The organism is Saccharomonospora marina XMU15, assembly GCF_000244955.1.
GTDB lineage: Bacteria > Actinomycetota > Actinomycetes > Mycobacteriales > Pseudonocardiaceae > Saccharomonospora_A > Saccharomonospora_A marina.
Genome location: NZ_CM001439.1, coordinates 5172919 through 5197682, shown reverse-complemented (window position 1 = coordinate 5197682; position 24764 = coordinate 5172919). Strand labels below are relative to the sequence as shown.

22 protein-coding genes and 1 tRNA gene are annotated in these 24764 nt (G+C 68.5%); 16 read left to right on the top strand and 7 right to left on the bottom strand.

Annotated features, from left to right (window positions below; all coding sequences use genetic code 11):
• The first annotated feature begins 190 nt into the window (after positions 1-190).
• Complete coding sequence (ssd, locus tag SACMADRAFT_RS24575; protein ID WP_009156566.1) at positions 191-1378, top strand: septum site-determining protein Ssd; 1188 nt, start codon at positions 191-193, stop codon at positions 1376-1378.
• Here ssd and SACMADRAFT_RS24570 read toward each other — a convergent pair.
• Entirely contained in the window at positions 1330-2082 is a 753-nt protein-coding gene (locus tag SACMADRAFT_RS24570; RefSeq protein ID WP_009156565.1) for an SDR family oxidoreductase, read from the bottom strand. The genes ssd and SACMADRAFT_RS24570 overlap by 49 nt on opposite strands.
• Before the next feature lie 228 nt (positions 2083-2310).
• Between SACMADRAFT_RS24570 and SACMADRAFT_RS24565 the strand changes: the two genes are divergently transcribed.
• From SACMADRAFT_RS24565 to SACMADRAFT_RS24535, 7 genes are all read left to right on the top strand, one after another.
• The gene (locus SACMADRAFT_RS24565) at positions 2311-3498 is read left to right on the top strand and encodes a TadA family conjugal transfer-associated ATPase (protein WP_009156564.1); all 1188 of its coding nucleotides are present in this window, start codon (positions 2311-2313) and stop codon (positions 3496-3498) included.
• 14 nt (positions 3499-3512) lie between these two features.
• Positions 3513-4313: a type II secretion system F family protein gene (locus SACMADRAFT_RS24560; RefSeq protein ID WP_332307220.1), complete on the top strand. Its 801-nt coding sequence runs from the start codon at positions 3513-3515 to the stop codon at positions 4311-4313.
• The gene (locus SACMADRAFT_RS24555) at positions 4310-5053 is read left to right on the top strand and encodes a type II secretion system F family protein (protein ID WP_009156562.1); all 744 of its coding nucleotides are present in this window, start codon (positions 4310-4312) and stop codon (positions 5051-5053) included. Before SACMADRAFT_RS24560 ends, SACMADRAFT_RS24555 begins: the two co-directional genes overlap by 4 nt.
• Positions 5054-5110: 57 nt before the next feature.
• Positions 5111-5329, top strand: a complete 219-nt coding sequence (locus SACMADRAFT_RS24550; RefSeq protein WP_009156561.1) for a DUF4244 domain-containing protein — start codon at positions 5111-5113, stop codon at positions 5327-5329.
• Positions 5329-5733 (top strand): TadE family type IV pilus minor pilin, encoded by a 405-nt coding sequence (locus SACMADRAFT_RS31060; protein ID WP_009156560.1) that lies wholly within the window; start codon positions 5329-5331, stop codon positions 5731-5733. Before SACMADRAFT_RS24550 ends, SACMADRAFT_RS31060 begins: the two co-directional genes overlap by 1 nt.
• Before the next feature lie 49 nt (positions 5734-5782).
• Entirely contained in the window at positions 5783-6097 is a 315-nt protein-coding gene (locus tag SACMADRAFT_RS24540) for an Rv3654c family TadE-like protein (RefSeq protein ID WP_040925873.1), read from the top strand.
• A gap of 344 nt (positions 6098-6441) precedes the next feature.
• A complete protein-coding gene (locus SACMADRAFT_RS24535) occupies positions 6442-7083 on the top strand; it encodes a bifunctional DNA primase/polymerase (RefSeq protein WP_009156558.1) in 642 nt (213 codons plus the stop codon).
• On the opposite strand, the gene SACMADRAFT_RS24530 is transcribed toward SACMADRAFT_RS24535, so the two are convergent.
• Complete coding sequence (locus SACMADRAFT_RS24530; protein ID WP_009156557.1) at positions 7047-9452, bottom strand: DEAD/DEAH box helicase; 2406 nt, start codon at positions 9450-9452, stop codon at positions 7047-7049. The two genes, SACMADRAFT_RS24535 and SACMADRAFT_RS24530, sit on opposite strands and share 37 nt — an antisense overlap.
• A 541-nt stretch (positions 9453-9993) precedes the next feature.
• Between SACMADRAFT_RS24530 and SACMADRAFT_RS24520 the strand changes: the two genes are divergently transcribed.
• The 6 genes from SACMADRAFT_RS24520 to SACMADRAFT_RS24495 all read left to right on the top strand — a co-directional run bounded on the left by SACMADRAFT_RS24520 (position 9994) and on the right by SACMADRAFT_RS24495 (position 20315).
• Complete coding sequence (locus SACMADRAFT_RS24520; RefSeq protein ID WP_009156556.1) at positions 9994-12273, top strand: sodium-translocating pyrophosphatase; 2280 nt, start codon at positions 9994-9996, stop codon at positions 12271-12273.
• Positions 12274-12401: 128 nt separating this feature from the next.
• A complete protein-coding gene (locus SACMADRAFT_RS24515; protein WP_009156555.1) occupies positions 12402-13034 on the top strand; it encodes a hypothetical protein in 633 nt (210 codons plus the stop codon).
• A 285-nt stretch (positions 13035-13319) separates the two neighbouring features.
• Positions 13320-16133 (top strand): type I DNA topoisomerase, encoded by a 2814-nt coding sequence (gene topA, locus SACMADRAFT_RS24510; RefSeq protein WP_408640361.1) that lies wholly within the window; start codon positions 13320-13322, stop codon positions 16131-16133.
• 182 nt (positions 16134-16315) lie between these two features.
• Entirely contained in the window at positions 16316-16855 is a 540-nt protein-coding gene (locus tag SACMADRAFT_RS24505) for a hypothetical protein (protein ID WP_009156553.1), read from the top strand.
• Positions 16856-16995: 140 nt separating this feature from the next.
• Positions 16996-19116, top strand: coding sequence for a bifunctional MFS transporter/dTMP kinase (locus tag SACMADRAFT_RS24500; RefSeq protein WP_040925871.1), 2121 nt, complete (start codon positions 16996-16998; stop codon positions 19114-19116).
• Positions 19113-20315: a DNA polymerase III subunit delta' gene (locus SACMADRAFT_RS24495; protein WP_009156551.1), complete on the top strand. Its 1203-nt coding sequence runs from the start codon at positions 19113-19115 to the stop codon at positions 20313-20315. The genes SACMADRAFT_RS24500 and SACMADRAFT_RS24495 overlap by 4 nt, the downstream gene beginning before the upstream one ends.
• Positions 20316-20363: 48 nt before the next feature.
• Here the strand turns inward: SACMADRAFT_RS24495 and SACMADRAFT_RS24490 are convergent, their stop codons facing one another.
• Entirely contained in the window at positions 20364-22016 is a 1653-nt protein-coding gene (locus SACMADRAFT_RS24490; protein ID WP_009156550.1) for a hypothetical protein, read from the bottom strand.
• 132 nt (positions 22017-22148) lie between these two features.
• On the opposite strand from SACMADRAFT_RS24490, the gene SACMADRAFT_RS24485 reads away from it, so the two are divergent.
• A tRNA-Thr gene (locus SACMADRAFT_RS24485) sits at positions 22149-22222 on the top strand.
• Positions 22223-22320: 98 nt separating this feature from the next.
• On the top strand, positions 22321-22839 hold the full coding sequence (locus tag SACMADRAFT_RS24480; RefSeq protein ID WP_040926790.1) for a gamma carbonic anhydrase family protein: 519 nt from the start codon (positions 22321-22323) through the stop codon (positions 22837-22839).
• Between the two features lie 49 nt (positions 22840-22888).
• Here the strand turns inward: SACMADRAFT_RS24480 and SACMADRAFT_RS24475 are convergent, their stop codons facing one another.
• The 4 genes from SACMADRAFT_RS24475 to SACMADRAFT_RS24460 are packed head-to-tail and all read right to left on the bottom strand — an operon-like array spanning position 22889 to position 24713.
• Entirely contained in the window at positions 22889-23215 is a 327-nt protein-coding gene (locus SACMADRAFT_RS24475; RefSeq protein ID WP_009156548.1) for a hypothetical protein, read from the bottom strand.
• Positions 23212-23655 (bottom strand): YbaB/EbfC family nucleoid-associated protein, encoded by a 444-nt coding sequence (locus SACMADRAFT_RS24470; RefSeq protein ID WP_009156547.1) that lies wholly within the window; start codon positions 23653-23655, stop codon positions 23212-23214. The genes SACMADRAFT_RS24475 and SACMADRAFT_RS24470 overlap by 4 nt, the downstream gene beginning before the upstream one ends.
• 13 nt (positions 23656-23668) lie before the next feature.
• Positions 23669-24331, bottom strand: coding sequence for a hypothetical protein (locus SACMADRAFT_RS24465; protein ID WP_009156546.1), 663 nt, complete (start codon positions 24329-24331; stop codon positions 23669-23671).
• Positions 24332-24344: 13 nt separating this feature from the next.
• Positions 24345-24713, bottom strand: coding sequence for a hypothetical protein (locus tag SACMADRAFT_RS24460; protein WP_009156545.1), 369 nt, complete (start codon positions 24711-24713; stop codon positions 24345-24347).
• Between the last annotated feature and the right edge of the window lie 51 nt (positions 24714-24764).

Below are 24764 nucleotides of genomic sequence, written 5' to 3'. Positions count from 1 at the left end.
GGCTGGGGTTACAGTTGAGGGGTCCGGTGTAACTCCGGCCGTTCAGTCCGACCCCCGGGACTGAACACTGGCGGCCCCCGTTCCTCCCCCTGGCGGGGGCCGTCCCTCACTCGGCCGCCGGTGGTTGTCCACAAGGGGTGGCCTGTCCACAGGTGTCGGGAAGACCCGTTGTGGCGTCGAGCGTCTGCTGGTGATCGTGGTGTCGAACACCGAGCCGCTGGGAGATGCGATGGCCGACAACCACCCGCTCGTCGTGGCACACGACGAGGCCGTGCGCGAAGAGATCCTGCGGTTGGCGGCAGCCGCAAGCTGCGAGGTCGACCATGTGGCCGATCTCGGCGAGGCCGGCCACCTGTGGGCGAGCGCACCTGTCGTTCTCGTTGACGAGGCGGCGGCCACTCGCCGCCGTGGGGAACTGCCGCGCCGCGCGGGAGTCTTGCTGATCTGCAATGCCCCGCCCACCGGGTCCGTCTGGCGACTGGCCTTCGAACTCGGAGCCGACGACGTCGTCGTACTCGCGCAGGGTGAGGCAGGGTTGGTGGCCGCGCTCGCTGATGCCGCGGAGCGACCCAGTGCCAGGCGCGGGCAGGTGCTCGCCGTCGTCGGCGGCAGGGGCGGTGCCGGTGCCTCGGTGCTGGCCGCGAGCGTGGCGATCTCGGTGTCGAGACAGCGTGGCAAGGCACTGCTACTCGACTGCGATCCGCTCGGTGGCGGCGTCGACCTTCTCCTCGGCGCTGAGAGCGACGCCGGGTTGCGCTGGCCGGGTCTACGGGTTTCGGCAGGACGAGTGTCGATCGCCGAACTCGAGTCGGCGCTGCCACGAGCGCGTCGAGGAGAGGGCACGCTGTCCCTACTGTCCTGTGATCGTGATGGCCCGGGTCCCACGCCCGGCGCTGTCGCGGCGGTGGTCGAAGCCGGACGGCGAGCCGGCAGGGTTGTGGTGTGCGACCTGCCCCGGCAGTTGGGGCAGGCCGCCGCGCAGGAGGCCATCCGACGCGCTGATCTCGTGGTGATCGTCGTTCCCGCCGAAGTCCGCGCCTGTGTCGCGGCGAGGCGGGTGTTGTCCCAATTGAACGAGAGCGCCGTGCACACCCGGGTGCTCGCCCGCGGCCCAGCGCCCGAAGGTCTCACCGGTGCCGACGTGGCAGCCGCGGTCGGCGTGCCACTGTTGTGCTGGATGAGTTCCGAGCGCGGGCTGTCCCATTCCTTGGATCGTGGGGTGTTCAATCCTCGGCCGCGTGGTGCGCTCGGCACCGCCGCCCGCACCGTCCTGCGAGCGCTCGGCGAGGTGCGCTGTGCTGCGGACGGTGCGGCGGCGTCGGACGCCCGTCAGCCGTTGAAACCGCCGTCCACATCGATCGCGGCGCCGGTGACGTAGCTGCCGCCCTCGCCCGCGAGGTAGGAGACCGCGGCGGCGATCTCTTCTGGTTCGGCGAAGCGACCCAGTGCGGTGAGGGCGGCAATGGCGTCGGCATTCGGCCCGTCGGCCGGATTGCTGTCGGTGTCCGTAGGGCCAGGATTTACCAGGTTGACGGTGATCGCACGAGGACCCAGTTCCCGCGCCAGTGCCCTTGTCATGCCGATGAGCGCGGATTTGCTCGTCGAGTAGGCCCACAGCCCAGGAAACGGCGCCCGCTGCGACACATTGCTGCCGATATTGATGATCCTGCCACCGCGCGGCAGGTGCCGTACAGCGGCCTTCGCCGCCGCGAACGGGGCTCGGACGTTCACGGCCATGGTGCGTTCGAAGTCGGCCAGCTCCAACTCGGCAACGGAAGCCATGGTGAACACCGCCGCGTTGTTGACAAGGATGTCGAGTCCGCCGAGCGTTCCGGCAGTGGTGTCCACTGCGGATTCGACGGCGGCGAGATCGACACTGTCCGCGTGTAGCACGAGCGCACGACGACCCATTGCTTCTACCTTCTTCGCGACTGTGTGCGCCTGTTCTTGGCTGCTGCGGTAGGTCAGCGCGACGTCGGTCCCCTCTGCGGCCAGTCGTAGCGCGACGGCAGCGCCTATCCCCTTGCCGCCGCCGGTGACCAGAGCGACCTTCTGCTTCGCGATTTCGTTCATGGCAACCATCCTCTGTCCTGACCGGGTACTGGCACCGGCAGGAAACGGACGTCTAGTTGCTGCCCACCGTCGCGGCTTCAGCGATGTCCTCGGCAAGTTGTCCACATCGGTCCGGTTGTCCACAGGCCATCGAGTCGACTGTGTTCCGGAGTGCTTTCACCAGCCATCGTGGTCAGCGGGACCGGCGAACTGGAACAAACTGCCTACCGCAAGGCCGGTCGAACGGGGTGAGGAAGCTTGAGTACCGAACTGGTCGAACGAGTCCGCAGACGGCTTGCCGACTCGGGGGCAGGTACGGATCCGACTTCGGTCGCCGAAGCGGTTCGCGCCGAGTCGGGCGGGGTCGCCGGTCAACTCGATGTGCTCGACGCGCTCAAACTGCTGCGGCAGGAGTTCGTCGGAGCGGGTCCGCTGGAGCCACTGCTGATGCGACCCGGCGTATCCGATGTTCTCGTCACGGCGCCGGACGAAGTGTGGCTTGAGGATGCGGACGGGTTGCACCGTACCGATGTTCGCTTCCCCGACGACGAAGCTGTCCGCAGGCTCGCGCAGCGACTGGCGTTGGCCGCAGGCCGCAGACTCGATGATGCGCAGCCGTTCGTCGATGGCTGGCTCCCCGGCGCGGGTTCGCATGGGCGAGTTCGGCTGCATGCGATCCTTCCGCCGATCGCCGCGCAGGGAACCTGCATCTCGTTGAGGGTGCTGCGGCCGGCAGCACACGATCTTCGCTCACTGGCCCGCATGGGCACCGTCGGCGCGGACGGCCTTGCATTGTTGCGCGGCGTCGTGGCAGCGAGGCTGGCCTTCCTCGTCACCGGTTCCACGGGTTCGGGCAAGAGCACACTGCTCGCTGCCCTGCTCGGAGAGGTCGCGCCGGACGAACGAATCGTTTGTGTGGAAGATGTCGGGGAACTCCAACCGGCTCACCCGCAGTTCGTTCGCCTGCTGGCGCGTCCACCGAACATCGAGGGAGCCGGAGAGGTAACGCAGCGAGAACTCGTGCGGCAGGCCCTGCGCATGCGCCCCGACCGGCTCGTCGTCGGAGAGGTCAGAGGACAGGAAGTCTGCGAACTGCTGAACGCGCTCAATACCGGGCACGAAGGTGGTTCGGGCACGCTGCACGCGAACTCACCCAGCGAGGTGCCGGCCAGGCTCGAGGCGCTGGCCGCCCTCGGCGGGCTCTCCAGGAGCGCGTTACACAGCCAACTCGCCCCCGCCCTACATGTCGTGCTGCACATGCGAAGGCGAGCCGGTGGCGGCCGGGTACTGGCGGAGGTGGGGGTCGTCCGTCGCGACAGCGGCGGTGTCCGTGTCGATCCCGCGTGGCGCCCAGAAGGGCCGGCCGAGCATGCCACCGCACTCACCGACCTGCTCGCCGCGCGCGGTGTCGTCCTTGCCGCGAGGGGTGGTGAGGCTTCGTGCTGACAGCGTCACTGCTGATGGTCGCGCTTGGTCTGCTGTGTTGGCCGGCATCCCTTGCGGCCCGAAGGCTTGCTCGCCTGTCGTCGAGATCCCGGCCGTTGCGCCGGGTCGGCATGCTCTCCGGTCGGCGACGAATCACACTGCCGGCCTCGGTGGTGCTGGCAATGGGATGCGGCGTCGCTGTGCTCGGCATCGCCGTGCCGGTCGCTCTCGGACTGCTCGCGGGAGCGGCCTGGTGGCACCGCCGGGCACAGAGGCGGACACAGGCTGCGGTGGCGGCAACGGCGGGGGTTGCCGAGGCGGTGGGTGCGCTCGGGGACGAACTGCGGGCCGGGGTGCACCCCGCAGTGGCCGCGGAGTCGGTGGCCATGGAGTCCTCGCAGCGGACCGCGATCATATTGCGTACCGTCGCCGCGGCAGAACGCCACGGCGGCGAACCGAACCCTGATACCGATTTCCAGTGCCGCAACGGCATCGCCGACGAAGTCCTCGGGCAATTGGTCCATTGCTGGGTTCTTGCTCGTCGACATGGGCTTCCGCTGGCGGGCGTATTGGAAGCCGTGCGGCGGGACGCCGAAGCTGTGGTGCGGTTGGCCAGGCAGGTCGACGCGAAGCTGGCCGGGCCACGAGCCAGCGCCGCAGTACTCGCGGCACTGCCACTTGCAGGTGTCGCCCTCGGTGAGGCCATGGGCGCCCAACCGGTACGAGTGCTGTCGTCGACGCCAGTCGGACAGGTGCTGCTGGTCGCCGGGGCGCTTCTGGTGTTCGCCGGTGTTGTCTGGAGCGCCGCGCTCACCGCGCGGGTGCTCGCGCGATGACCCGCCCGGCTCTCGCTGCCGCACTGCTCGGTGTCGCGGTCCTGCTCGTACGTGCGCAGGCGGTGCGCAGGCTGCGCCGCGTGTCGCCCACTCACCACAGCCGATGGCGCAGCGACGTACTGGCACAGTTACGTACACCGGCGGGGCGCGCCGCTGTGGCAGGTGCGGCTGTTGCCACTTTGACGGCCGCTCTGGGGGCATCCGTCACGAGCCTGATCCTCGCCGTCCCCTCGGGCATGGTGACCTTCGGCCTGCTGCGATTCGTCACTCGTGCGAGGAGCGCGAGCGGGCTCAGCGGCACCGACCGTTTGCGGATCGCGATGACGGCTGACCTGCTCGCCGCATGCCTCTCGGCTGGGCTTGCGGTCCCGGCGTCGGTGCGGGCAGTGGCGAGTACCGCCCCCGCACCGGTGGCTGCCGCACTTCTTTCCACCGCCGAGTTGCTCGCGCTCGGTGCGGAACCGGCGCAGGCGTGGGAACCGGTGAGGAAGTGTCAGGCCACGGCTGAGTTGGCCCGCGCGGCTACTCGAACGGCTCGATCGGGCAGCGCACTGTCCGGAGCTGCCGCCGCGCTCGCCCAGCGGGTGAGAGCTGCCGTGGCCGATGAGGCGGAGGCGCAGGCACAACGTGCGGGGGTGCTGATCACGGCTCCGCTCGGCTTGTGCTTCCTGCCCGCGTTCCTGTGTCTGGGCGTGCTGCCGGTGGTGATCGGGCTCGCGACGGGGCTTGACATCACCTGATCTGGCGGCTTTGAGCCGACACTGCCATTCGCATCAACAGAAGAGAAAGGAACTCCCATGACCCAACTCAAGACACCGAAGACACTGTTGCGGCGTGCCGTGGCACGCGTTCACGCTCTCGACGGTCCGGACAAGGGCATGAGTACCGCTGAGTACGCCATCGGCACGATCGCGGCCGCGGCGTTGGCCGCGGTGTTGTACGGCATCGTGACGGGCGACTCGATCACCTCCGCGCTGACGTCTCTGGTCGAACGCGCTTTGTCCGTGGAGTTCTGATGTGGTTCACGGTGCCGCGTGTCGCTCGGGTTGGCTGCCGTTTCCACCAGCGAGACCGGGGCGCGGTCACGGTTGAAGGCGCCGTGGCGCTGTGTTCACTCGTACTGGTCTTCGGGGCTGCCCTGAGCGGGGTCGCCGCAGCGACCGACCATATGCGTTGCGCCGACGCGGCGAGTGAAGCGGCGCGGATGCTCTCGCGTGGTGATCGAGTGCAGGCCGAGGAAGCCGTGCGGCGGCTGGCCCCTGATGGGGCGGAGTTGGATGTCGAGCGCCGGGGTCGGGACATCGCTGTCACTGTGCGCGCGGGCGCGGCCGGTGGCCTGCTGCCAGGTGTCGATGTTCGGGCAGAGGCGCATGCGGAGGCCGAACCAGGGATGCAGGGGATGGGCGATGCGGGCCGGTAGCCGTCCTCGGGACGAGGGAATGGCGACGGTTTGGGCCGCTGTCGCGGTCATGGGCCTCGTCGTCGTGGCGTATGCGGTTTGGCTGCTCGGTGGGGCGATGTTGGCGCGGCATCGGGCAGGTGGTACGGCCGACCTGGCCGCACTGGCGGCTGCGGGGCATGCCGATCGTGGTGTCGCGCAAGCCTGCGCGCACGCTCAGCGCATCGCCGAGCGGATGCGTGGTGTGCTGACGGAATGCCGGCTCGACGGGTGGGACGCGCTCGTGGTGGTCGAGTTGGCCGTGCTGGGCCCGGTCCAGCCGTTCGGCCCGGCAACCGGACGGGCAAGGGCCGGACCGGTGGGCGGTGACGACACCTACAGATGAGACGAACTTACTGACCGGTCGGACGGAGCGATGCTCGGCGAGCAGCGGTCGTTCGTGTGCGGTGAGCGGCATCGGTTCCGTCCGTCCAATACAACAGCGCCACATCGGCGCAGGTGTGCGACACGGCCAAAGGCTGGGCGACGCAAGCCGTCGGCAGCCGGGACCGGTCACAGCGACGATGATCGACAAGGCTGTTTCAGCCCGGCCGTTGTGTTCATGCTCACTCGTCGTCCAGTGATTACCGGTTGTCGAGCGGTGCTGTTGGTCAGCCTGCAACTTGCCGTTAAGTGAAGTGTGCACCGCAGCAGAGGCGGTGGAGGGTTTTGAGGAGGCTCGAGAAAGACATGTTGGACACGGAGTGGCCGGACAGTTGGCGCGGCGCCTTTCGCATCGAACTACGGGCGGAGGCGATCGGGTTGGCGTGGCGAGGCTGGCCGGTGCTCCCAGGTACATACCCGGAAAGCGGTGACAGTTCGCGGTCGACCGCAGAGTGGGCCATGCCGACGCCGGCACACGAGGACTGGCGGCAGCGGCTCGGTGCTCACCCGCAGCAGGTCGCGGCGTGGTGGACCGGCAGGCCCTACAGCCTGCTGGTGGCAACGGGCACGATGGTGGACGCCGTCGAGGTGGACGGCAGGCTCGGCAAGCGGGCGGCCAAGCTGCTGCGCGCCACTGGACAGCCCGCCCCGATCGTGGCGATGCCGAACGGCAGGTGGTTGTTCCTGACCACGTCGGCCGAAGGTGTGCCAGGGATTCTGGCGGAACACGACGACGTCAGGTGGCACGGCGAGGGAAGCTGGATCCCGCTCCCGCCGACCCCGTTCGAGCACGGCGTGGTGCATTGGCGTGTCAAGCCGGAGATCTGGGGCTGGCGCCTTCCCGCTGCAGCAACCGTGCACAACGTGCTGGTGCGAGCTTTGCTGGGGGAGTCGGCCGAGCAGCCTACCGCTCAGCCGGTCTTCGCGGCGGGGTCCTCGGCAGCATGAGCCACGGAGTGACCGTGCCGGGCCTCGCCGCCGTTCAGCGCCCCGAGCACGATGTCCAGTACGGTCACAGCTCCTGCCTTGTCCAGCGGTTCGTTGCCGTTCCCGCACTTGGGCGACTGAACGCAGGACGGGCACCCAGCCGGGCACGCACAGGCGATGATGGCCTCCCGCGTCGCGGCCAACCACGGGGCGAGCGCGGAGAATCCGCGGTCGGCGAATCCCGCACCCCCGGGATGCCCATCGTGCACGAACACCGTTGCCTCCCCGGTGTCGGCGTGCAATGCGGTGGATACCCCGCCGATGTCCCAACGGTCGCACGTCGCGAACAGTGGTAGCAGGCCTATCGCCGCGTGCTCGGCGGCATGCAGGGCGCCGGGGATGCGCGCCGGTTCAAGACCGGCGCACCCCGGTGCCCTGCAGTCAGCGCTCAACAGGGCGTCGCTGATCGTGTACCAGACAGCGCGGGTGCGCAGCACACGTTCGGGTAGGTCCAGCGGCACGTGGTCGATGACTTCGCCCGACGGCAGTCGGCGCAGGTAGCCGACTACCTGTGAGGTCACTGCCACCTCGCCGAGGCCGACCGTCACGCCGTCGTAGGCCTGCTTGTGGACGGTGTCCAGTACGGCGATGTCCACCACTTCACGGGCAGAGGTGTTCCATTCCGGGTCCTCGGCGTGCACCAGCGCCAGCCCGCTTTCGAGGTCGAGTTCGTCCACCACGTACGACGATCCCTGGTGCAGGTACACCGCCCCGGGATGCACCGTGTGACACGCCCCGCCAGGGTCGACTGTGCCCAACAGTCTGGAGGTGTCGGCCTCCACGACCGCGACCTGCTCGCCGCCTGAGCCCCTGATATCCACCTCGTGTTGTGGACGGTTCCGCGAGGTCCAGTACCAGCCACTCGGGCGCCGGCGCAGCATTCGATCGGCCACGAGGCCGTCGACCACCTCCCTGGCCACGTCACCGCCGAACGCGTCCAGTTCCTCGGCTCTCAGCGGCAGTTCGGCGGCGGCGCACGCGAGTTGCGGAGCCAGCACGTAAGGATTGGCCGGATCCAGCACCGTCGTCTCCACCGGCCGCTCCAGCAGCGCAGAAGGATGGTGCACCAGGTAGGTGTCCAGCGGGTCGTCCCGGGCGACGAACAACACGAGCGCGTCGGCGCCTGCTCGTCCGGCCCTGCCCGACTGCTGCCAAAACGAAGCCAGAGTGCCCGGATATCCGGCCAGCACCACCGCATCCAGCCCCGCGATGTCCACGCCGAGTTCCAGTGCGTTGGTCGTGGCAACGCCGAGCAGTTCACCGGACAGCAGCGCTGCCTCCAGAGCCCTTCGCTCCTCAGGAAGGTAGCCCGCACGGTATGCGGCGACCCGCCCGCTGAGTTCGGCATCCACTTCGGTCAGTATTCGTTTGGCACCCAGCGCGGTCAGCTCCGCACCACGCCTGGACCGGACGAACGCCAACGTGCGTGCTCCCTCGACGACCAGTTCGGCCAGAATCCGGGCAGCTTCCGCGCCCGCCGAGCGCCGAACCGGCGCGCCGTTCTCACCCGAGAGTTCGTCCAGCAGCGGTGGTTCCCACAACGCCACGGTCCTGGCACCGCGAGGCGAGGCGTCGTCCACCACGGCAGCGGTAGGCGCGCCGGTGAGCCGGGCGGCGAACTCGGCGGGTTGGGCGGTGGTCGCGGAAGCGAGCACGAAGACAGGGTCTGCCCCGTAGTGCCGCGCGACACGGCGAAGCCTGCGCAGCAGCAGCGCCACATGCGAGCCGAACACGCCACGGTAGCCGTGGCACTCGTCGACGACGACGTAGGTGAGCTTGCGGAAGAACCTTGCCCAGCGGGCGTGGGCCGAGAGCACGCCACGATGCAGCATGTCCGGGTTGGTGAACACCCACCTGGCATGGTCGCGAACCCAGTTCCGTTCCGGCACCGGCGTGTCACCGTCGTAGGAGGCTGGGCGCACGCCGTCGAGACCCATGGATCGGACGGAGCGCAGCTGGTCGGCGCCCAGTGCCTTGGTGGGCGCCAGATACAACGCGGTGGCTTTCGGATCGCTCAGCAGGCTCGACAGCACGGGCAGTTGGTAGGCCATCGACTTGCCCGACGCGGTACCGGTGGAGATCACGACATCGTGGCCGGACCAGGCGAGTGAGGCGGCCTCCACCTGGTGCGTCCATGGGCGTTGCACCCCGCTGCGCCGAAGCGCCTCCACGACGTCGGCGCACGCCCACTCGGGCCAGCTCGCATGGCGCGGCAGGCGTTCGGGCAGACGAGCGACGTGGGTGATCGGATTGCGCTCGTCAGGTATTCCCGCCGTCACCCGGCTCAGCAACTGCTCGGCCGTCAGTCCCCGCAGGCGCGGCCCGCTCATCGTGGGCCGTCCCGTGATCCGGATGCCGCCTCGTCGGCGGCAAGGCCGGTGTCGATGTCGGCTCGGGCGGGACTCCCAGCACGCACAGCGAGCGGCCCTACCACACGGAGTGACGTCGTCGCAGTGAGCATGGACACGGCAGCCGTACCGGGCGCGCTGGGTCGGGTGTACCTGCCCGAAGGGGTCGCCACACGAGGGGTTCCGCGAGCACCTGGGCGTACGCCCGCGGCCGGCGCTTTCTGCGACTTGGCGGGCGCGGTTTCCCTGGTGGAGCGCTCGCGTGCGGCGAACCCAGCGAAAACCTCGACCATCACGGACTCGAGCTTCGCACACGGCACCGACAGCGTCGCGAATCACCCGAGGTGAGCGGATTCACACGGGTGTCCTTCGTGTCCGGCGTGGGACGGCTTGCCGTGCGCAGTTGCAGTACCAATAGACTTCGCCGAACCACACCTTTAGTGGTGTAGATCCCAATGTCAGCGTCGGCACAGTGGTCAGCCCGCACCGGCGCTGGCAACAGGCGACGTTACCAGGAGGACGAATGTCCCGGCACTTCCTCGCGGAGAGCTCGATCGAGCTCTCCGGAGGTGACTACGGCATCGTGGCCGTGGTCGCCGTGGTCGCCCTTGCAGCACTGGTCATCGGGTATTTCCTGCTCAGAGAGGTGCTGGCGGCAGGCCAGGGCACCGAGAAGATGCAGGAGATCGCGAAGGCGGTGCAGGAAGGCGCGGCTGCCTATCTCAACCGGCAGCGGAAAACGCTCGCCATCTTCGGCGTGATCGTGTTCCTTCTGCTGTTCGCACTTCCTGCCGATGACTGGAACGAGGCCATCGGGCGTTCGGTGTTCTTCCTCATCGGCGCCATCTTCTCGTTCTCCATCGGTTATCTGGGCATGTGGCTCGCGACCAGGGCCAACGTGCGGGTGGCCGCGGCAGCGCGCGAGTCCGGCGGTCGGGAAAAGGCGATGCGGATCGCGTTCCGCACCGGTGGGGTTGTCGGCATGTTCACCGTGGGGCTGGGCCTCTTCGGTGCGTCGGTGGTGGTGCTCGTCTACACCGGTCAGGCCCCCAAGGTGCTCGAGGGCTTCGGCTTCGGCGCGGCGCTGATCGCGATGTTCATGAGGGTCGGTGGCGGGATCTTCACCAAGGCCGCCGACGTCGGCGCCGACCTTGTCGGCAAGGTCGAGCAGAACATCCCCGAGGACGACCCGCGCAACGCGGCGACCATCGCGGACAACGTCGGTGACAACGTGGGTGACTGCGCCGGCATGGCGGCCGACCTGTTCGAGTCCTACGCGGTCACGCTGGTGGCGGCGCTCATCCTGGGCAGTGCGGCCTTCAGCGCCTCGGGTGCCGGGTTGGTCTTCCCGCTCATCATCCCGGCGATCGGTGTCATCACCGCCGTGATCGGTATCTACATCACCAGGGCGAGGGCGGGCGAGAGCGGCCTGACCACGATCAACCGCTCGTTCTACATCTCCGCGGTCATCTCGGCGGTGCTGTCGGCGATCGCCGCGTTCGTGTTCCTGCCCGACTCCTTCGACGGCGCAGAGGGCAACCCGGCTGTCATCGCCACCGTGTCGGTGATCATCGGTATCGCTCTGGCGGGCGTGATCCTGTGGCTCACCGGCTACTACACCGGCACTGAACACAAGCCGGTCAAGGACGTCGGCAAGACCTCGGAGACCGGTGCGGCCACTGTCATCCTTTCGGGTATCTCCGTCGGCTTCGAGTCGGCCGTGTTCACCGCGCTCGTGGTGGGTGCCGCCGTGTACGGCGCCTACCTGCTCGGCGGCGCGGTCGCGTTGTTCGCCGTCGCGCTCGCGGGTACCGGCCTGCTCACCACGGTGGGCGTGATCGTCGCGATGGACACCTTCGGCCCGGTCTCCGACAACGCGCAGGGCATCGCCGAGATGTCCGGCGACCTCGAAGAGGGCGAGGGCGTGCAGATCCTCACCGAGCTCGACGCGGTCGGCAACACAACGAAGGCGATCACCAAGGGCATCGCGATCTCGACGGCGGTGCTGGCGGCGACCGCGCTGTTCGGTTCCTACTCCGACGCGATCATGCGGGCGCTCGCGGACGTCAACGCCTCGCTCGGCGAGGTGGGCGACTCCTTCGTCGACCGGATCATCGAGCCGAACACACTCGTCGGCGTCGTGATCGGTGCGGCCGTGGTGTTCCTGTTCTCCGGGCTGGCCATCAATGCGGTCTCCAGGGCCGCGGGTGCGGTCGTCTACGAGGTCCGCCGTCAGTTCCGCGACATCCCCGGAATCATGGAGGGCACCACCCGCCCCGAGTACGGCAAGGTCGTCGACATCGTCACCCGGGACTCGCTGCGGGAGCTGGCCACCCCCGGCCTGCTCGCCGTGTTCGCGCCCATCGCGGTCGGCTTCGGCCTCGGTACGGGCGCGTTGGCGGGCTACCTCGGCGGCGCGATCGCGACCGGCATGCTGATGGCGGTGTTCCTCGCCAACTCCGGTGGCGCGTGGGACAACGCGAAGAAGCTGGTCGAGGACGGCCATCACGGCGGCAAGAACTCCGAGGCCCACGCCGCGACGGTCATCGGTGACACCGTCGGTGACCCGTTCAAGGACACTGCGGGCCCGGCGATCAACCCACTGCTGAAGGTGATGAACCTGGTTTCGCTGCTGATCGCACCGGCGGTTGTGCAGTTCACGGTCGGGCCGGATGCCTCGGTGGGTGTCAGGCTGGCGATCTCGCTGGTCGCCGTCGCCGTGATCGTGGTTGCCATCGTGGTCTCGAAGCGGCGCGGCAGTGTGATGACGCAGACGCCCGCGGAGCAGTCCACCAACGCGTGAGTGACGGTGGTCGGGCCCGGCGGCATGTCGGGCCCGACCAGCCGCACGCGGATTTGCATGGTTCCGACGCAGCGGTACGGTCGCACAGGGTTACCTGACGTTGCGTCGGTTCTTTCGGAGGTGTGGGCGTGCGGCCGCGGATGACTGTTCTCGCCGCCGCGGTGGTCACGGCGCTGGCGTTCCCGGTGACGGCGTGCGGGCAGCAGCCCACGACGCAACCGCGAGCCCAGTTCGATGCGACGATCGCGGGGCCAGGTATGTCCGCGGAGGAGATTCGCAGGCAGGACGCCACCACCAGTTGGGCGGACGGCTACTGCAGGGCGGTGTCCGAACTGGTGATGTCGCTTTCGACGATGCCCGACATCGACCCGAGCACCCCGCAACAGGCCTCGCGAACGTCGAGCGAACTGCTCGGCGTGATGGTGGGAGGGCTCGACCGTACGATCGAAAGCCTTGACCGGCTGGAACCCGCGCCTTCGCGGCCGGCGGAGCAGGTCAAGGCGAAGGCCGTCGCGAACTACAAGGGCATCAGGAAGAGTGCACTGAATGCCATGCGGGCGCTCGACGCGGCGCGCGATGCGGAGGCCAGCCGTGCGGCGATCGGTTCGGTGAGGGGTCCGCTGGAGCGGATCGGCCGGGTCAACCTGCTCGAAGGGTTCGCGGGCGTTCCCGAGTTGTCGCGGGCCAGTGCGCGGGCCCCGGCGTGCAGGCAACTCACCGACAAGGACCCGGCACCCAGGTTCGGCGACGGCGTGCGCTGATCGCCCGCGCGGGCAACGATTACTCCGCCCGGCCTCGGGAATCCTGCGGCGGATGTGCCGGAAACCAAGGGCACGTGCTGTAGTACTTCGACTACTTCTAGGGGGCGGGGCGGGCATGAGTCGCACGTCACGTGCTAGGTGTGGAAGGAAACGCCACCGGCGCGAACGCCGATGCGCATGGCACGTGCCCCCCGGCGTGTCGGCTACCTGAGCGGACGCGACGGGTGGGGAGCGTGCACACTGGCGGGTCGAACAGGTGAGTTAGTGAGCGGAGAGCGGGACAGCGTGGCTGGATCGACACGGACGAAGAAGACCGTGGGGCGCGGCGCCTCGTCGGGGGGTGCCGGCCGCACGAAGAGCGGCAACGGCGCCGGTTCGAACGGTGACGGTCGGCGAAGGCTCGTGATCGTCGAGTCACCGACGAAGGCCCGCAAGATCGCGCCGTACCTCGGCCGTGACTACGTCGTCGAGTCCTCCCGCGGCCACATCCGTGACCTGCCAAGGGGCGCCGCCGATGTGCCCGCCAAGTACAAGGGCCAGCCGTGGGCGAGGCTCGGCGTGGACGTGGACAACGACTTCGAACCGCTCTACGTCGTCTCACCTGAGAAGAAGGCCACCGTTACCGAGCTGAAGAGCCTGCTCGCAGATGTCGACGAGCTCTACCTCGCCACCGACCCCGACAGGGAGGGCGAGGCCATCGCCTGGCACCTGCTCGAGGCGCTCAAGCCCAAGGTCCCCGTCCGCAGGATGGTCTTCCACGAGGTGACCGAGCAGGCGATCCGCTCGGCCGCGGAGAGCACCAGGGACCTCGACCCCGATCTCGTCGACGCGCAGGAAACCCGCCGCATCCTCGACCGGTTGTACGGCTACGAGGTCTCGCCGGTGCTGTGGAAGAAGGTCATGCCGAAGCTGTCGGCGGGCCGGGTGCAGTCGGTGGCCACCCGCATCATCGTGGAGCGCGAGCGGGAGCGGATGCGGTTTCGCTCGGCCTCCTACTGGGACATCTCCGCGACCATGGACGCGGGCGCGGACGCGAGCCCCCGCACCTTCCCCGCAAGGTTGACGGCGGTGGACGGCGCACGGCTGGCCACCGGCCGCGATTTCGGCCCGGACGGGCAGTTGAAGGACCAGTCGGCGGACGTGCGCGTGCTGGAGGAGGCCGAGGCGGGCAGGCTCGCCGAGGCGTTACGCGACCGGCAGTTCGCGGTGACCAGTGTCGAGCAGAAGCCGTACACGCGAAGGCCCTACCCGCCGTTCATGACGTCGACGCTGCAGCAGGAAGCGGGTCGCAAGCTTCGGTTCTCCTCCGAGCGCACGATGCGGATCGCGCAGCGGTTGTACGAGAACGGCTACATCACTTATATGCGTACCGACTCCACCACGTTGTCGGACACCGCGTTGGATGCCGCACGCAGGCAGGCAACGGAGCTGTACGGCTCGGAGTACGTGGCCGACAAGCCTCGCCAGTACACCCGCAAGGTCAAGAACGCGCAGGAGGCGCACGAGGCCATTCGTCCCGCGGGCGAGGTGTTTCGCACGCCCGGCGCGGTCGCGAGCGAGCTGGAGACCGACGAGTTCCGGCTCTACGAGCTGATCTGGCAGCGCACCATCGCGTCGCAGATGGCCGACGCCAAGGGCACCACGATGTCTGTCCGCATCACCGGCACGGCAGGCAGCGGCGAGGAGTGTGTGTTCTCCGCATCCGGGCGGACCATCACCTTTGCCGGTTTCCTCAAGGCCTATGTCGAGGCGGTTGACACCGAGGCGGGTGGCGAGGCCGACGACAAGCAGAGCAGGCTGCCCGAACTGCGACGTGACCAGCGGCTCATCGCGAGCGAGCTCAGCCCTGACGGGCATTCGACCTCGCCGCCGCCCCGCTACAGCGAGCCGAGCTTGGTGAGCAAGCTGGAGGAGTTGGGCATCGGCAGGCCCTCCACCTACGCCTCGATCATCAACACCATCCAGGACAGGGGCTACGTGTGGAAGAAGGGCTCCGCGCTGGTTCCCTCCTGGGTCGCGTTCTCGGTGGTCGGGCTGCTCGAGCGGCACTTCGAGCGGCTGGTGGACTACGACTTCACCGCCGCGATGGAGGACGAGCTCGACAAGATCGCCTCCGGTGACGAGCAGCGCACGAGGTGGCTTTCGCGGTTCTACTTCGGCGGCGACATGGGGGTGGACGGCTCGATCGGGCGGCTCGGCGGCCTGAAGAAGCTCGTCGGTTCGGGCGTGGAGGACATCGACGCGCGCGAGATCAACTCGATCCCGTTGTTCGACGACAGCGAGGGCCGCAAGGTCGTCGTGCGGGTCGGCCGCTACGGCCCCTACCTGGAGCGTGAGGTCGACGGTGAGTCACAGCGGGCCAACCTGCCGGAGGACCTGCCGCCCGACGAGTTGACCGTTGAGATCGCCGAGCAGTTGTTCGCCACCCCACAGGAGGGCCGGGTGCTCGGCACCGACCCGGCGACCGGACACGAGATCGTGGCGAAGGAGGGGCGCTTCGGGCCCTACGTCACGGAGGTGCTTCCGGAACCGGAGGAACCGACCGAGGGGAAGAAGTCGGCGAAGGCGAAGAAGCCCAAGCCGCGGACGGCCTCCCTGTTCAAGTCCATGTCGATCTCGGAGATCACGCTGGACGACGCGCTGAAACTGCTCTCGCTGCCGCGCGTGGTGGGCACCGACCCGCAGACCGGGGAGGAGATCACCGCACAGAACGGCCGTTACGGGCCCTACCTGAAACGGGGCACCGACTCGCGTTCGCTGGCCACCGAGGAGCAGATCTTCGACATCACGCTCGAGGAAGCGCTGAAGATCTACGCCGAACCGAAGCGTCGTGGCAGGCAGGCCGCGGCGAAGCCACCGTTGAAGGAGTTCGGCGAGGACCCGGTGTCCGGAAAGCCGATCGTGGTCAAGGACGGCAGGTTCGGGCCGTATGTCACCGATGGTGAGTACAACGCCTCGCTGCGTCGCTCGGACAGTGTTGAGGACCTGACGCAGGAGCGTGCCGCCGAACTGCTCGCCGAGAAGCGGGCCAAGGGACCAGCGCCGAAGAAGAAGTCGTCGAGCCGCAAGAAGGCCTCCACCGCGAAATCGAGTTCCTGAACGGGCGCGTCACGGATTCGCGCAAACGTGGTAGCTGAGCGTGATGGCGAATGTGCCCGGTTGGGCGGGTACTGAACGCGATCCACTCGTTACGCTTGTCCGCGGATGGGAACCACCGAGGACGACGGCACCGAGACCGGCATCCCGTTCCAGGGAATGCCGACCCCTTCGAGGGAGGACCCGTGGCGAACGCGGACGGCACCCAGGCGCCCGAGCCACCCCGGTCGTACACCGACCCGCTTTCCGGGCTGGTGACCGGTGGGAGGCCGGAATTCACGGTGAAGGGCGAGCGCGACGATTCCCTCGACGTCCGGATCGCCGACCCGGTCGAGCCCGACCCGGACATGGTTCGGCAGATGGTGGATGCCACCTTGGCCGCAGAGGAACGTGCCAGGGCGGGCGGTTCCGACGGCACGAAGGACGACCCGGCACCTTCCGAGGCCGACTCAGGGCAGCAGTCCCCGCCTGCCGGTGTCTACCCGCGGCAGCAACGTGCCTGGCCCGCGCGGTCCCAGCTGTTGCCGCCGATGCTTCGGCTGCGGCAACGAAGCTCGGAGGACGAGGGGGAGGCGAAGCCGCGTAAGCGGCCGCAGTCGTTGCGCAAGCCGTCCAGTGGGTCGGCAGGACTCGCGGTGGCACTGGTCCTGCTGGTGTTGTTCATCGTGATCGCAATTCAGTTTCTCGCGAGCCTTTTCGGCAGCATTTCAGGCCTGTTCGGGTGAGTTGCGGCAATTCCGTCGCTTCGAAACGTGGCTAATTGATCACTTTCGGTGTTTTCGCACCTACACCGGCGGTGTGACCGCCCCCGGGGCTACCCTGACGGCACGGCAAGGCACAGCGATGCTGGGCATTCTCCATTGGGGTGGGGCAGATCAGCGAAGCAGGGCAGGGGGCAGCGAGCGCCGGCACGCACCGGTCGGCGGTCTCTGAAGCGTCCACCGTTCACCGAGTGCGCCGGGTGCTCGCGATCCGGCCGTTTCGCAGGTTGTGGGGGGTCACATACCTGTGCAGCGTGGCCGACTGGCTTTCGCTGCTGGCGTTGACCGGTCTGGTCACGAAGTTCACCGACAACTACACCGCGCAGAACTTCGCGTTCGCGGGTGTGGTGCTCACACAACTGCTGCCCGGGCTGCTGTTCGCGCCGCTGGGCGGCATGCTCGCAGACCGGTTCGACCGGCGCAAAATCATGATCATCGCCGACCTGGTGCGGTTCGGGCTGCTGCTGTCGATCGCCCTTGTCGGGACACCGCTGTGGCTGTTCATCGGCAACTTCCTGGTCGGGTCCGCGGCCATGATGTGGATCCCGTCGAAGGACGCTGCGGTTCCCAACCTGCTGCGAAGGCCGGATCAGGTGGAGACGGCCAACCAACTCGGCATGGTGATGACCTACGGCGTCGCGGTGGTCACCGGGGCAGGCCTCTACTCGATCCTCACCGGTGTCGAGACGGCGCTGAACCTGCCGACCGCGATACTCGGCGAGTTCGGCATCGCCAAGATCGTGGTCGTCATCAACAGCCTGCTCTACCTCGCCAGCGCGTTGTTGATCTCGCGCATCCCGGAACTGTCGCTGCGCAACGTGCATCCGGTGCCTGCGAGCGGCAAGGCGGCCAGCAGCGACGAGACCGCGGGCAGTGCCGCCGAAACCGCCGGTGACGACGGCAAGAAGGGCGCCACCGGCGTAAGGGCGATGGTTCGCGACGGTTTGCGCTACGTCAGGAGTACCCCGCTGATCAGGGGACTGTTCATCGGGATGATGGGCGCGTTCGCCGCGGGCGGGGCGGTGATCGGGTCCGCGAAACCGTACGCGTTGAGCCTTCGAGGCGGCGATGCGACGTTCGGGCTGCTGTTCGTCGCCGTGTTCGTGGGAGCGGCGGTGGGCCTGGCGAGCACGCCGAAGCTCGCCCGACGACTGCCGCACGAGCGGCTGTTCGGCGTCGGGATCGTGCTCGCGGGCCTCGCGTTGCTGGTGGTGGCGCTCGCGCCGCATCTCGCGGTAGCCCTGGTGGCCGTCGCGGTGGTCGGGGCCTGCGCGGGCGCGGCGTTCCTGACCGGCGTGACGATCATCGGCTCGCAGGTCGACGACGCGATCAGGGGCCGCATCAACGCGATCTACCAGGCCCTGCTGAAGATCATCATCTTCGGGACGACCTCGCTGGTTCCGGGCTTGATCGGGTTGGTCAGTCCCAGGGTGGTGACCATCTGGGGCAACGAGGTCACGATCGACGGGACCCGGCCGGTGCTGCTGGGCGGCGGCCTGCTCGCCGCGGCTGTCGGCGTGGTCGCCTACCGGCAGATGGACTCCCGTCGCACCGAACCGATCCTGGCCGATCTGCGCAATGTCATCAGGCGAAGGCCGCGCCGCGTCAACGGCCTGCTCATCGCGCTGGAGGGCACCACGGCCGCCGACACGGCGAGTCAGGCAGCCAGACTGGCCCACTGGTTGAGCACGGGGCCCCGCCAGGTGGTGCTGGCGGCCGACCCGGCTCTGGACGACAAGCGGCTGACCGCACTGCTGTCGGGTGCGTCGCTGTCCGGCGCGCGAGCGCAGGCCCTCGCGGCCGCCGCGGTGCGCGCCGACATCGTCGAGCGAGACGTGCGGCCCGCCCTCGACGCTGGTTCGGTCGTGGTGATGGAGCGCTTCGTGGACTCCCCACTTGCCCACCTGTCCGCGGTCGCCGGACTCGACACCGCGGAGTTGGAGGGGCTCGCCGACTGGGCGACCGGGCGGCTGCGCCCGGACCTGACCGTCCTGCTCGACGCGCCGGCGGGTCCCGGTGAGCCCTCCACCAACTCGGCCGAGCACCATTGGCGTGTGCAGCAGTTGCTCACCGAGATGGCGGCGGCGGCGCCTGACCGCTACGTCGTGGTGGACGGCGAGGGCGGCGAGGACGAGGTGGCTCGGCGGGTACGCTCCGCGGTGCGGAGCGCGCTGCAGGGGCGTGCGGAGCTGGCGCCCGTGGTGACGGAGGCGAAGGCGAATTGAGCGCGCCGGTCTGGTCCGAGCTCGTCGGTCAGGAACCCGCCGTGGAGGTGTTGTCGGCCGCGGCGGAGTCGGCGGCCGCGCTCGTGACAGGCGAGTCGGTCGAGCTCGGCGCCATGACACACGCCTGGCTGTTCACCGGACCGCCCGGCTCGGGGCGCTCGGTGGCGGCGCGCACGTTCGCGGCGGCACTGCAGTGCGTCGAGGGAGCAGGCTGCGGAGAGTGCACGGGTTGCCGTACCGCATTGGCGGGCACACACGCCGACGTGCGGATGGTGGTCCCGGAAGGGTTGTCGATCTCCGTGGCGGAGATGCGGGCGTTGGTGCAGGCCGCGGCGCGCAGGCCGACGACGGGCCGCTGGCAGGTGGTTGTCATCACCGAGGCGGACCGGCTCACCGAAGGGGCGGCGAACGCGCTGCTCAAGGCGGTCGAGGAGCCACCGGAACGCACCGTGTTCCTGCTGTGCGCGCCCTCGGACCACCCGGAGGACGTCTCGGTGACGATCCGTTCGCGCTGCAGAAGCGTGCTGCTGCGTACGCCTCCCGCATCGTCGATAGCGCGGGTGCTGGTGGAGCGCGACGGCGTGCCGCCGGAGCTGGCCGAGTGGGCGGCATCGGTGTGCGGTGGTCACGTCGGCAGGGCGCGCAGGCTGGCCACCGACGAGGCGGCCCGCGAGCGAAGGAACGCCGTGCTGCGGATTCCGCTGGGCCTGCGAAGGGCGGCCGACGTGTTCGCGTGCGCCGACGAGCTGATCAAGACAGCGGAGGCGGACGCGACCGAGGAAAGCAAGGCGCGTGACGAGGCCGAGCAGGAGGCGCTGCGAACGGCCATGGGCGCGGGCGGGACCGGCAAGGGCGTCGCGGCGGCAAGGCGTTCCGCCGACGCGGCTGTGCGGCAACTGGAGAAGCGGCAGAAGTCCAGGGCCACCCGCACCCAGCGTGACACACTCGATCTGGCGCTCGTCGACCTCGCCGGGTTCTACCGGGACGTACTGGTGGCCGCCAGCGGGGCCGACGTCACCCTGAACCATCCCGACTTCGCCGAACAGAGCGCGGAGGCGGCCACGCGGTGGACGCCCGCCGCGACCCTGCACCGGCTCGAGGCCGTGCTGGCCTGCCGAGAGGCGATCGAGTGGAATGTCAAGCCACGGATCGCGGTGGAGGCCATGGTGACCACATTGCGGGAGGGGCAGGGAGCTTGAGCTGCGGCTCGGGGCCGCCCGAGATCGGACGGCCCCGGCGCGCAACCGCTACTCCTCGCGTGGCCTTGGTGAGGGCTTGACCCCAGCAGGCTCTTCCCGCCTGCGAGTCGGCAGCCCGGCCACCAGCACCACCCCGATCAGCAGCATCGCGGTTCCGGTCCAGAACAGCGGCACTGAGGAGTAGGCCGCGCTCGTCTGTGCGAGCCGGTCGGGCACACCGGGCTGCTCCCCACCACCCGCGGGCGGGGGCGCGGGCGGGGCGGTGGTCGAGCACTCGACGCCTCCCGCTGGCGCGTAGGCCCGCACGATCTGCTCGCCGAGTGAAAGCTGAGCCAGCGACGAAGGCAGCTTCTCGGCCAGGTCGGCGGGCATCGCCTGCTTCAGCGCCTCGGTCGGAAGGATGCGCAGGTCGAGCATGCGTGCGGACGCGCCGAGCTGGTAGCCCTCGAACGGTTCGGTGGAGTACGAGCCCTTCTTGACGAGGTCGGCGATGCTCAGCCGCAGCACCCCGACGTCGAGCACGAAACCGGTGGCCTTGCCGGTCAGCTGCCGCAGTCCGCCGTCGGCGAGTTCGGCGACACCGCCGATGACCGGGGTGCCCTTCACCTTCTCGAAGCCGGGCAGTGTGTCCAGACCAGGCAGCGGCACACCGATGGGCACGTCCTTCGTCGGGTGTGCCGCGTCGAGCTCGAAGAGTTTCTCCCCGCCTCGTTCCACGGCGAGCACCGGAGCCGTGTACTCGACCTTCGAGGTCTTCTCGTCGCCGGTCGAGGTGACCCGCAGCGTCGGCTGGCTCACCACCTTGATCGTCAAACCCAGCGGCGTTCCCTTGAGGATGTTGATGTCGGCGGCCTGCATCGTCGAGGTGGACTCCACCGCCAAACGGTCCGAACCGGGCATGTCGACCAGCCGGACGACGGAACGGGTGGCCAGCGTGTTGGGCATGCTGAGTACCGAGCCGGTGCCGTCGGCGTTGGGCTTTGCCTTACCGCCGCCCGAAAGCAGGCCGCCGAGTTCGGCGAGCGGACCGGGCAGCGAGCCCAGGGCCGAGCGCAGCCGTTCGCTGCCTGCGGTGAGCTGACTCGCGTCCGGCATCGTCGGCACCACGTTGAGCATCGAGATGCTGGCCACCGAGGTGCTCGCGTCGGCGATGGTGCCCACACACGGGCCCATGGTGGGGCTCCAGCGAGCGTGCACCCTTCCGTTGAGTCCGCTCAGGTTGAGCAACGGGTTCTCCGGTGCGGTGAAACCGACACTGCGCGGCCGCGGGTTGTCAGGAAGCGCGGTTTGCGCCAGCGCACCGGGCGCCTGAGGCGCGTTGCCCGCGACGGAAAGACCCGCGGGGGTCGCCTCGGCGATGGAGCGCTCGTAGGTGAGGTAGGCGCCCGAGTTCGCCCGCGCACTGGAGATTCCGAAGCCACCTTCCAGCGCGGACTGCTTCGGCAGTTCGTCGTCCATGCCGGGCATCACGGAGCTGGTCGGCACCGCCTGCGGCAACAGCCGCAACATGCCCAGTGCCGTTCCGGCCTCACCGATGGCCTTGCCGGTCGGCATCGGGTTGGGTGGTGACGAGATCGGCGCCTGGCCCGGGTCGGCGGGCTCCGGCGGCGGGGTTGTCTGTCCGGCCGCGGGGACGGCCGACAGCAGGAGTACCGCCGTCGTGACGGGGAGTGCCAGCGTACGGGGCAGGCGTCGGCGCATGGAGCAGTTCCTCCCAGAAAGCTGCCATCCGGCGTCGGATGACGCCGGTGTCATCGCGATCCCTAACGACGCGGGGCCGTGCGAGTGACGCGGGCGACATCGCTATACTGTTTGCCAGCCGGTGCGGCACTTGCCGCCTTAGCTCAGTCGGCCAGAGCGGCTCACTCGTAATGAGCAGGTCGGGGGTTCGATTCCCCCAGGCGGCTCGGCTGAACGGTGGCCCTCACGCCAGATGCGTGGGGGCCACTGTTCGTTCGTGGGTGTGCCGCTTTCGGTACCGCCGTGGGTGTTTAGGGTGTTGCTCATGCCGATGTTCGCCTTCGAGGGCGTGAGCCCCACAGTGCACCCGGACGCCTGGATCGCCCCCACGGCGACACTGATCGGAGATGTCGTCGTGGAGAAGGGCGCGTCCATCTGGTACGGGGCGGTGTTGCGAGGCGATTTCGGCCGGATCGTGGTCCGGGAGGGCGCCAACATCCAGGACAACTCGGTTCTGCACGTCAATGACGGGGTGTGCGAGGTCGGTCGCAACGCCACCGTCGGTCACTCCTGCATCGTGCACGACTGCACGATCGGGGAGCAGGCCCTCGTCGGCAACGGGGCGACGGTGCTCGACAGGGCGGTTGTGGGCGCGAGGACGCTGGTGGCGGCCGGTGCGACCATCACGCCGAACACCGAGGTGCCCGAAGAGGTGATCGCGATGGGCAGCCCGGCGAAGAAGTTCGTGCCGCTCACCGACTCCGCCCGCGCCTGGATCGACCACAACGCGGAGATCTACCAGCAGCTCGCACGCAGGCACTCCGAGAGCATCGAGCCGGTGTGAGCCTGGCCCTCCGGGTCGCGCCCGCGCAGCCGGGCGGAGCAGGACGCGGTCAGCTCGATCTCGCGGACTCACTCCGGCGACGGGCGGAACCGTAGAAGATCGCCAGCAGGATCGTCACCACCAGGCCGAAGCCCGCGAACAGCACAACCGCGGCGGACCCGTTCATCGGGATCTCGGGGCCACCCTGGCAGCGGATGGAGATCGCGGCACGGAAACTCAGCTCGGCGGGGCCCTCGCAGGAGTCCGCGACCTCGGCGAAGCTGATCAGGCCCGCCAGCAGCACCGCGGTGAGCGAGGCGACAGCCCAGACGATCAACAACAACACCGAAGCGCGTGCGGAGCCGATGCCACTCTTTCGCGCCGGTTGACCGTTCATCGACCGATGCGAAAGTCGTCGAAGAACTCGTCGTCACCTTCTCCGCGGCGACGCTGGGTCTGGCTCCGTTCCTGCCTCGGCCGGGTTTCGGACTCCGGCGGTGGCGTTGTCTGCGACGACGCTTCGTTTCGAGGACGCAGCGCGGCGACATCCCGCAGTTCCTGTGCGAACTCGGCCATATCGAAGTCGAGGAACGTCGCTGCTCGGCTCGCCGCCTCGTAGGCGCTGTTGATCTCCTCGGTGAGCCACCGCTCGTCACCGTCACGCACGGTTCCCGGCGCGATATGCAGCCGCCTGTGCCTGCCGAGCAGGTCGACCCACACCGTCACCGCACCGGTCCTCGACGTTCCCTTGTATTCGCTGAACAGCGCTTCGGTGGGGTTCTGCTTGATCTTCGCCAGCCGTGCCTTGAGCTGTGCGACGTGTTCAGGGCTCGTCATACCGTCACCGCCGTCACGGGGTGGTCTCGTTGGCCGATGTCATGGTCTCCTGCGCCTCCTTGCCCGCGGCGTTCAGTGCATCGATCTTCGCCTGTTCCTGGCTGTGAATCGTCCACCAGATCGAGACCGCTCCCACGATGACACTCAGGATTCCGATGACGATACCGACGACTGCGCCGACCCCCGTCCAGCCCGCGGCGATCTCAACGGCCACCGCGACGATCACGCCGATGATCGACAGTGCGAGGCCGATCATGGCGAGGACGTCCGCGAAGCTGCGGCCGAAGACCTGGTCCCATGCATCGGCGATCTCGATCAGCGCGTCGCCGACGTCCGCGGAAGGCTTACGCATGTCGTCAAGACCTTTTTTGATCTTGCCGACCCGCGTGGCGTAGGCGTTGTTCGCTTCCCCCGTCCACGCGGCGGTCTGGCGGCTCGCCAGATCCAGTTTCTCGACGCAGGCGTCGAACTTGGTGCCGACGAGGTCCTTGCCGCCTTCGCCGCCCGTACCCCAGACGTCCTCGGCGACCTTGCGAAGGCGGTCGGTGTCGATGTCTCTGACGAGGCGCAGAGTCTGCTCCACGGAGGGCAACGACTCCCCGTGTTGCGCGAGGAAGTTGTCGACTTCGCGCGCGTCTGACAGCACACCGTCGTCGATGAGGTCCTTGAGCGCCATCGGACTCGGACTCCTAGTTCGGGTCGTGCTTACGCAACCATTCCTCGACCTGGTCCTCGGTGATCTGGTAGTCCGCGCCTGCCTTGGCCACACCTTCCGCGGTCGTCGTGATGGTCACGTGTGCCCTCGCGATGAAGTCGTGCATCGCGTCGACCACGGCGGGGTACTTCTTGTCGACGAACTCGGTAAGCGCGAGCACGGTCTCCTCGACCGTCTCTTCCACGTTCTCGTACCGGCTCACGTCCTGCGTCGTCAGGAAACCTTCGAGACGAGCGCGCTGCGGGAAATCGACCATGTCGAGTGCGTCGCTGGCGTCACCGAGGATTCCCTCGAGCTTCTTCAACTCGCCCGGCTCTACGCCGTAACCACCATGACCGTTCATGTGCGGCTCCTCCCCAGCAGCCCAGCTGACAGTGATCATCAGAGTGCGCTG

Excerpts from the sequence above, each read along its gene's own strand:
- SACMADRAFT_RS24560 (WP_332307220.1), top strand. The coding sequence starts at position 3,513 with ATGGTCGCGCTTGGTCTGCTGTGTTGGCCGGCATCCCTTGCGGCCCGA.
- SACMADRAFT_RS31060 (WP_009156560.1), top strand. The coding sequence starts at position 5,329 with ATGTGGTTCACGGTGCCGCGTGTCGCTCGGGTTGGCTGCCGTTTCCAC.
- SACMADRAFT_RS24570 (WP_009156565.1), bottom strand. The coding sequence starts at position 2,082 with ATGGTTGCCATGAACGAAATCGCGAAGCAGAAGGTCGCTCTGGTCACC.
- SACMADRAFT_RS24520 (WP_009156556.1), top strand. The coding sequence starts at position 9,994 with ATGTCCCGGCACTTCCTCGCGGAGAGCTCGATCGAGCTCTCCGGAGGT.
- SACMADRAFT_RS24490 (WP_009156550.1), bottom strand. The coding sequence starts at position 22,016 with ATGCGCCGACGCCTGCCCCGTACGCTGGCACTCCCCGTCACGACGGCG.
- SACMADRAFT_RS24465 (WP_009156546.1), bottom strand. The coding sequence starts at position 24,331 with ATGGCGCTCAAGGACCTCATCGACGACGGTGTGCTGTCAGACGCGCGC.
- SACMADRAFT_RS24535 (WP_009156558.1), top strand. The coding sequence starts at position 6,442 with ATGTTGGACACGGAGTGGCCGGACAGTTGGCGCGGCGCCTTTCGCATC.
- SACMADRAFT_RS24460 (WP_009156545.1), bottom strand. The coding sequence starts at position 24,713 with ATGAACGGTCATGGTGGTTACGGCGTAGAGCCGGGCGAGTTGAAGAAG.
- SACMADRAFT_RS24550 (WP_009156561.1), top strand. The coding sequence starts at position 5,111 with ATGACCCAACTCAAGACACCGAAGACACTGTTGCGGCGTGCCGTGGCA.
- SACMADRAFT_RS24480 (WP_040926790.1), top strand. The coding sequence starts at position 22,321 with ATGCCGATGTTCGCCTTCGAGGGCGTGAGCCCCACAGTGCACCCGGAC.
- SACMADRAFT_RS24475 (WP_009156548.1), bottom strand. The coding sequence starts at position 23,215 with ATGAACGGTCAACCGGCGCGAAAGAGTGGCATCGGCTCCGCACGCGCT.
- SACMADRAFT_RS24530 (WP_009156557.1), bottom strand. The coding sequence starts at position 9,452 with ATGAGCGGGCCGCGCCTGCGGGGACTGACGGCCGAGCAGTTGCTGAGC.
- SACMADRAFT_RS24470 (WP_009156547.1), bottom strand. The coding sequence starts at position 23,655 with ATGACGAGCCCTGAACACGTCGCACAGCTCAAGGCACGGCTGGCGAAG.
- SACMADRAFT_RS24555 (WP_009156562.1), top strand. The coding sequence starts at position 4,310 with ATGACCCGCCCGGCTCTCGCTGCCGCACTGCTCGGTGTCGCGGTCCTG.
- SACMADRAFT_RS24540 (WP_040925873.1), top strand. The coding sequence starts at position 5,783 with ATGGGCCTCGTCGTCGTGGCGTATGCGGTTTGGCTGCTCGGTGGGGCG.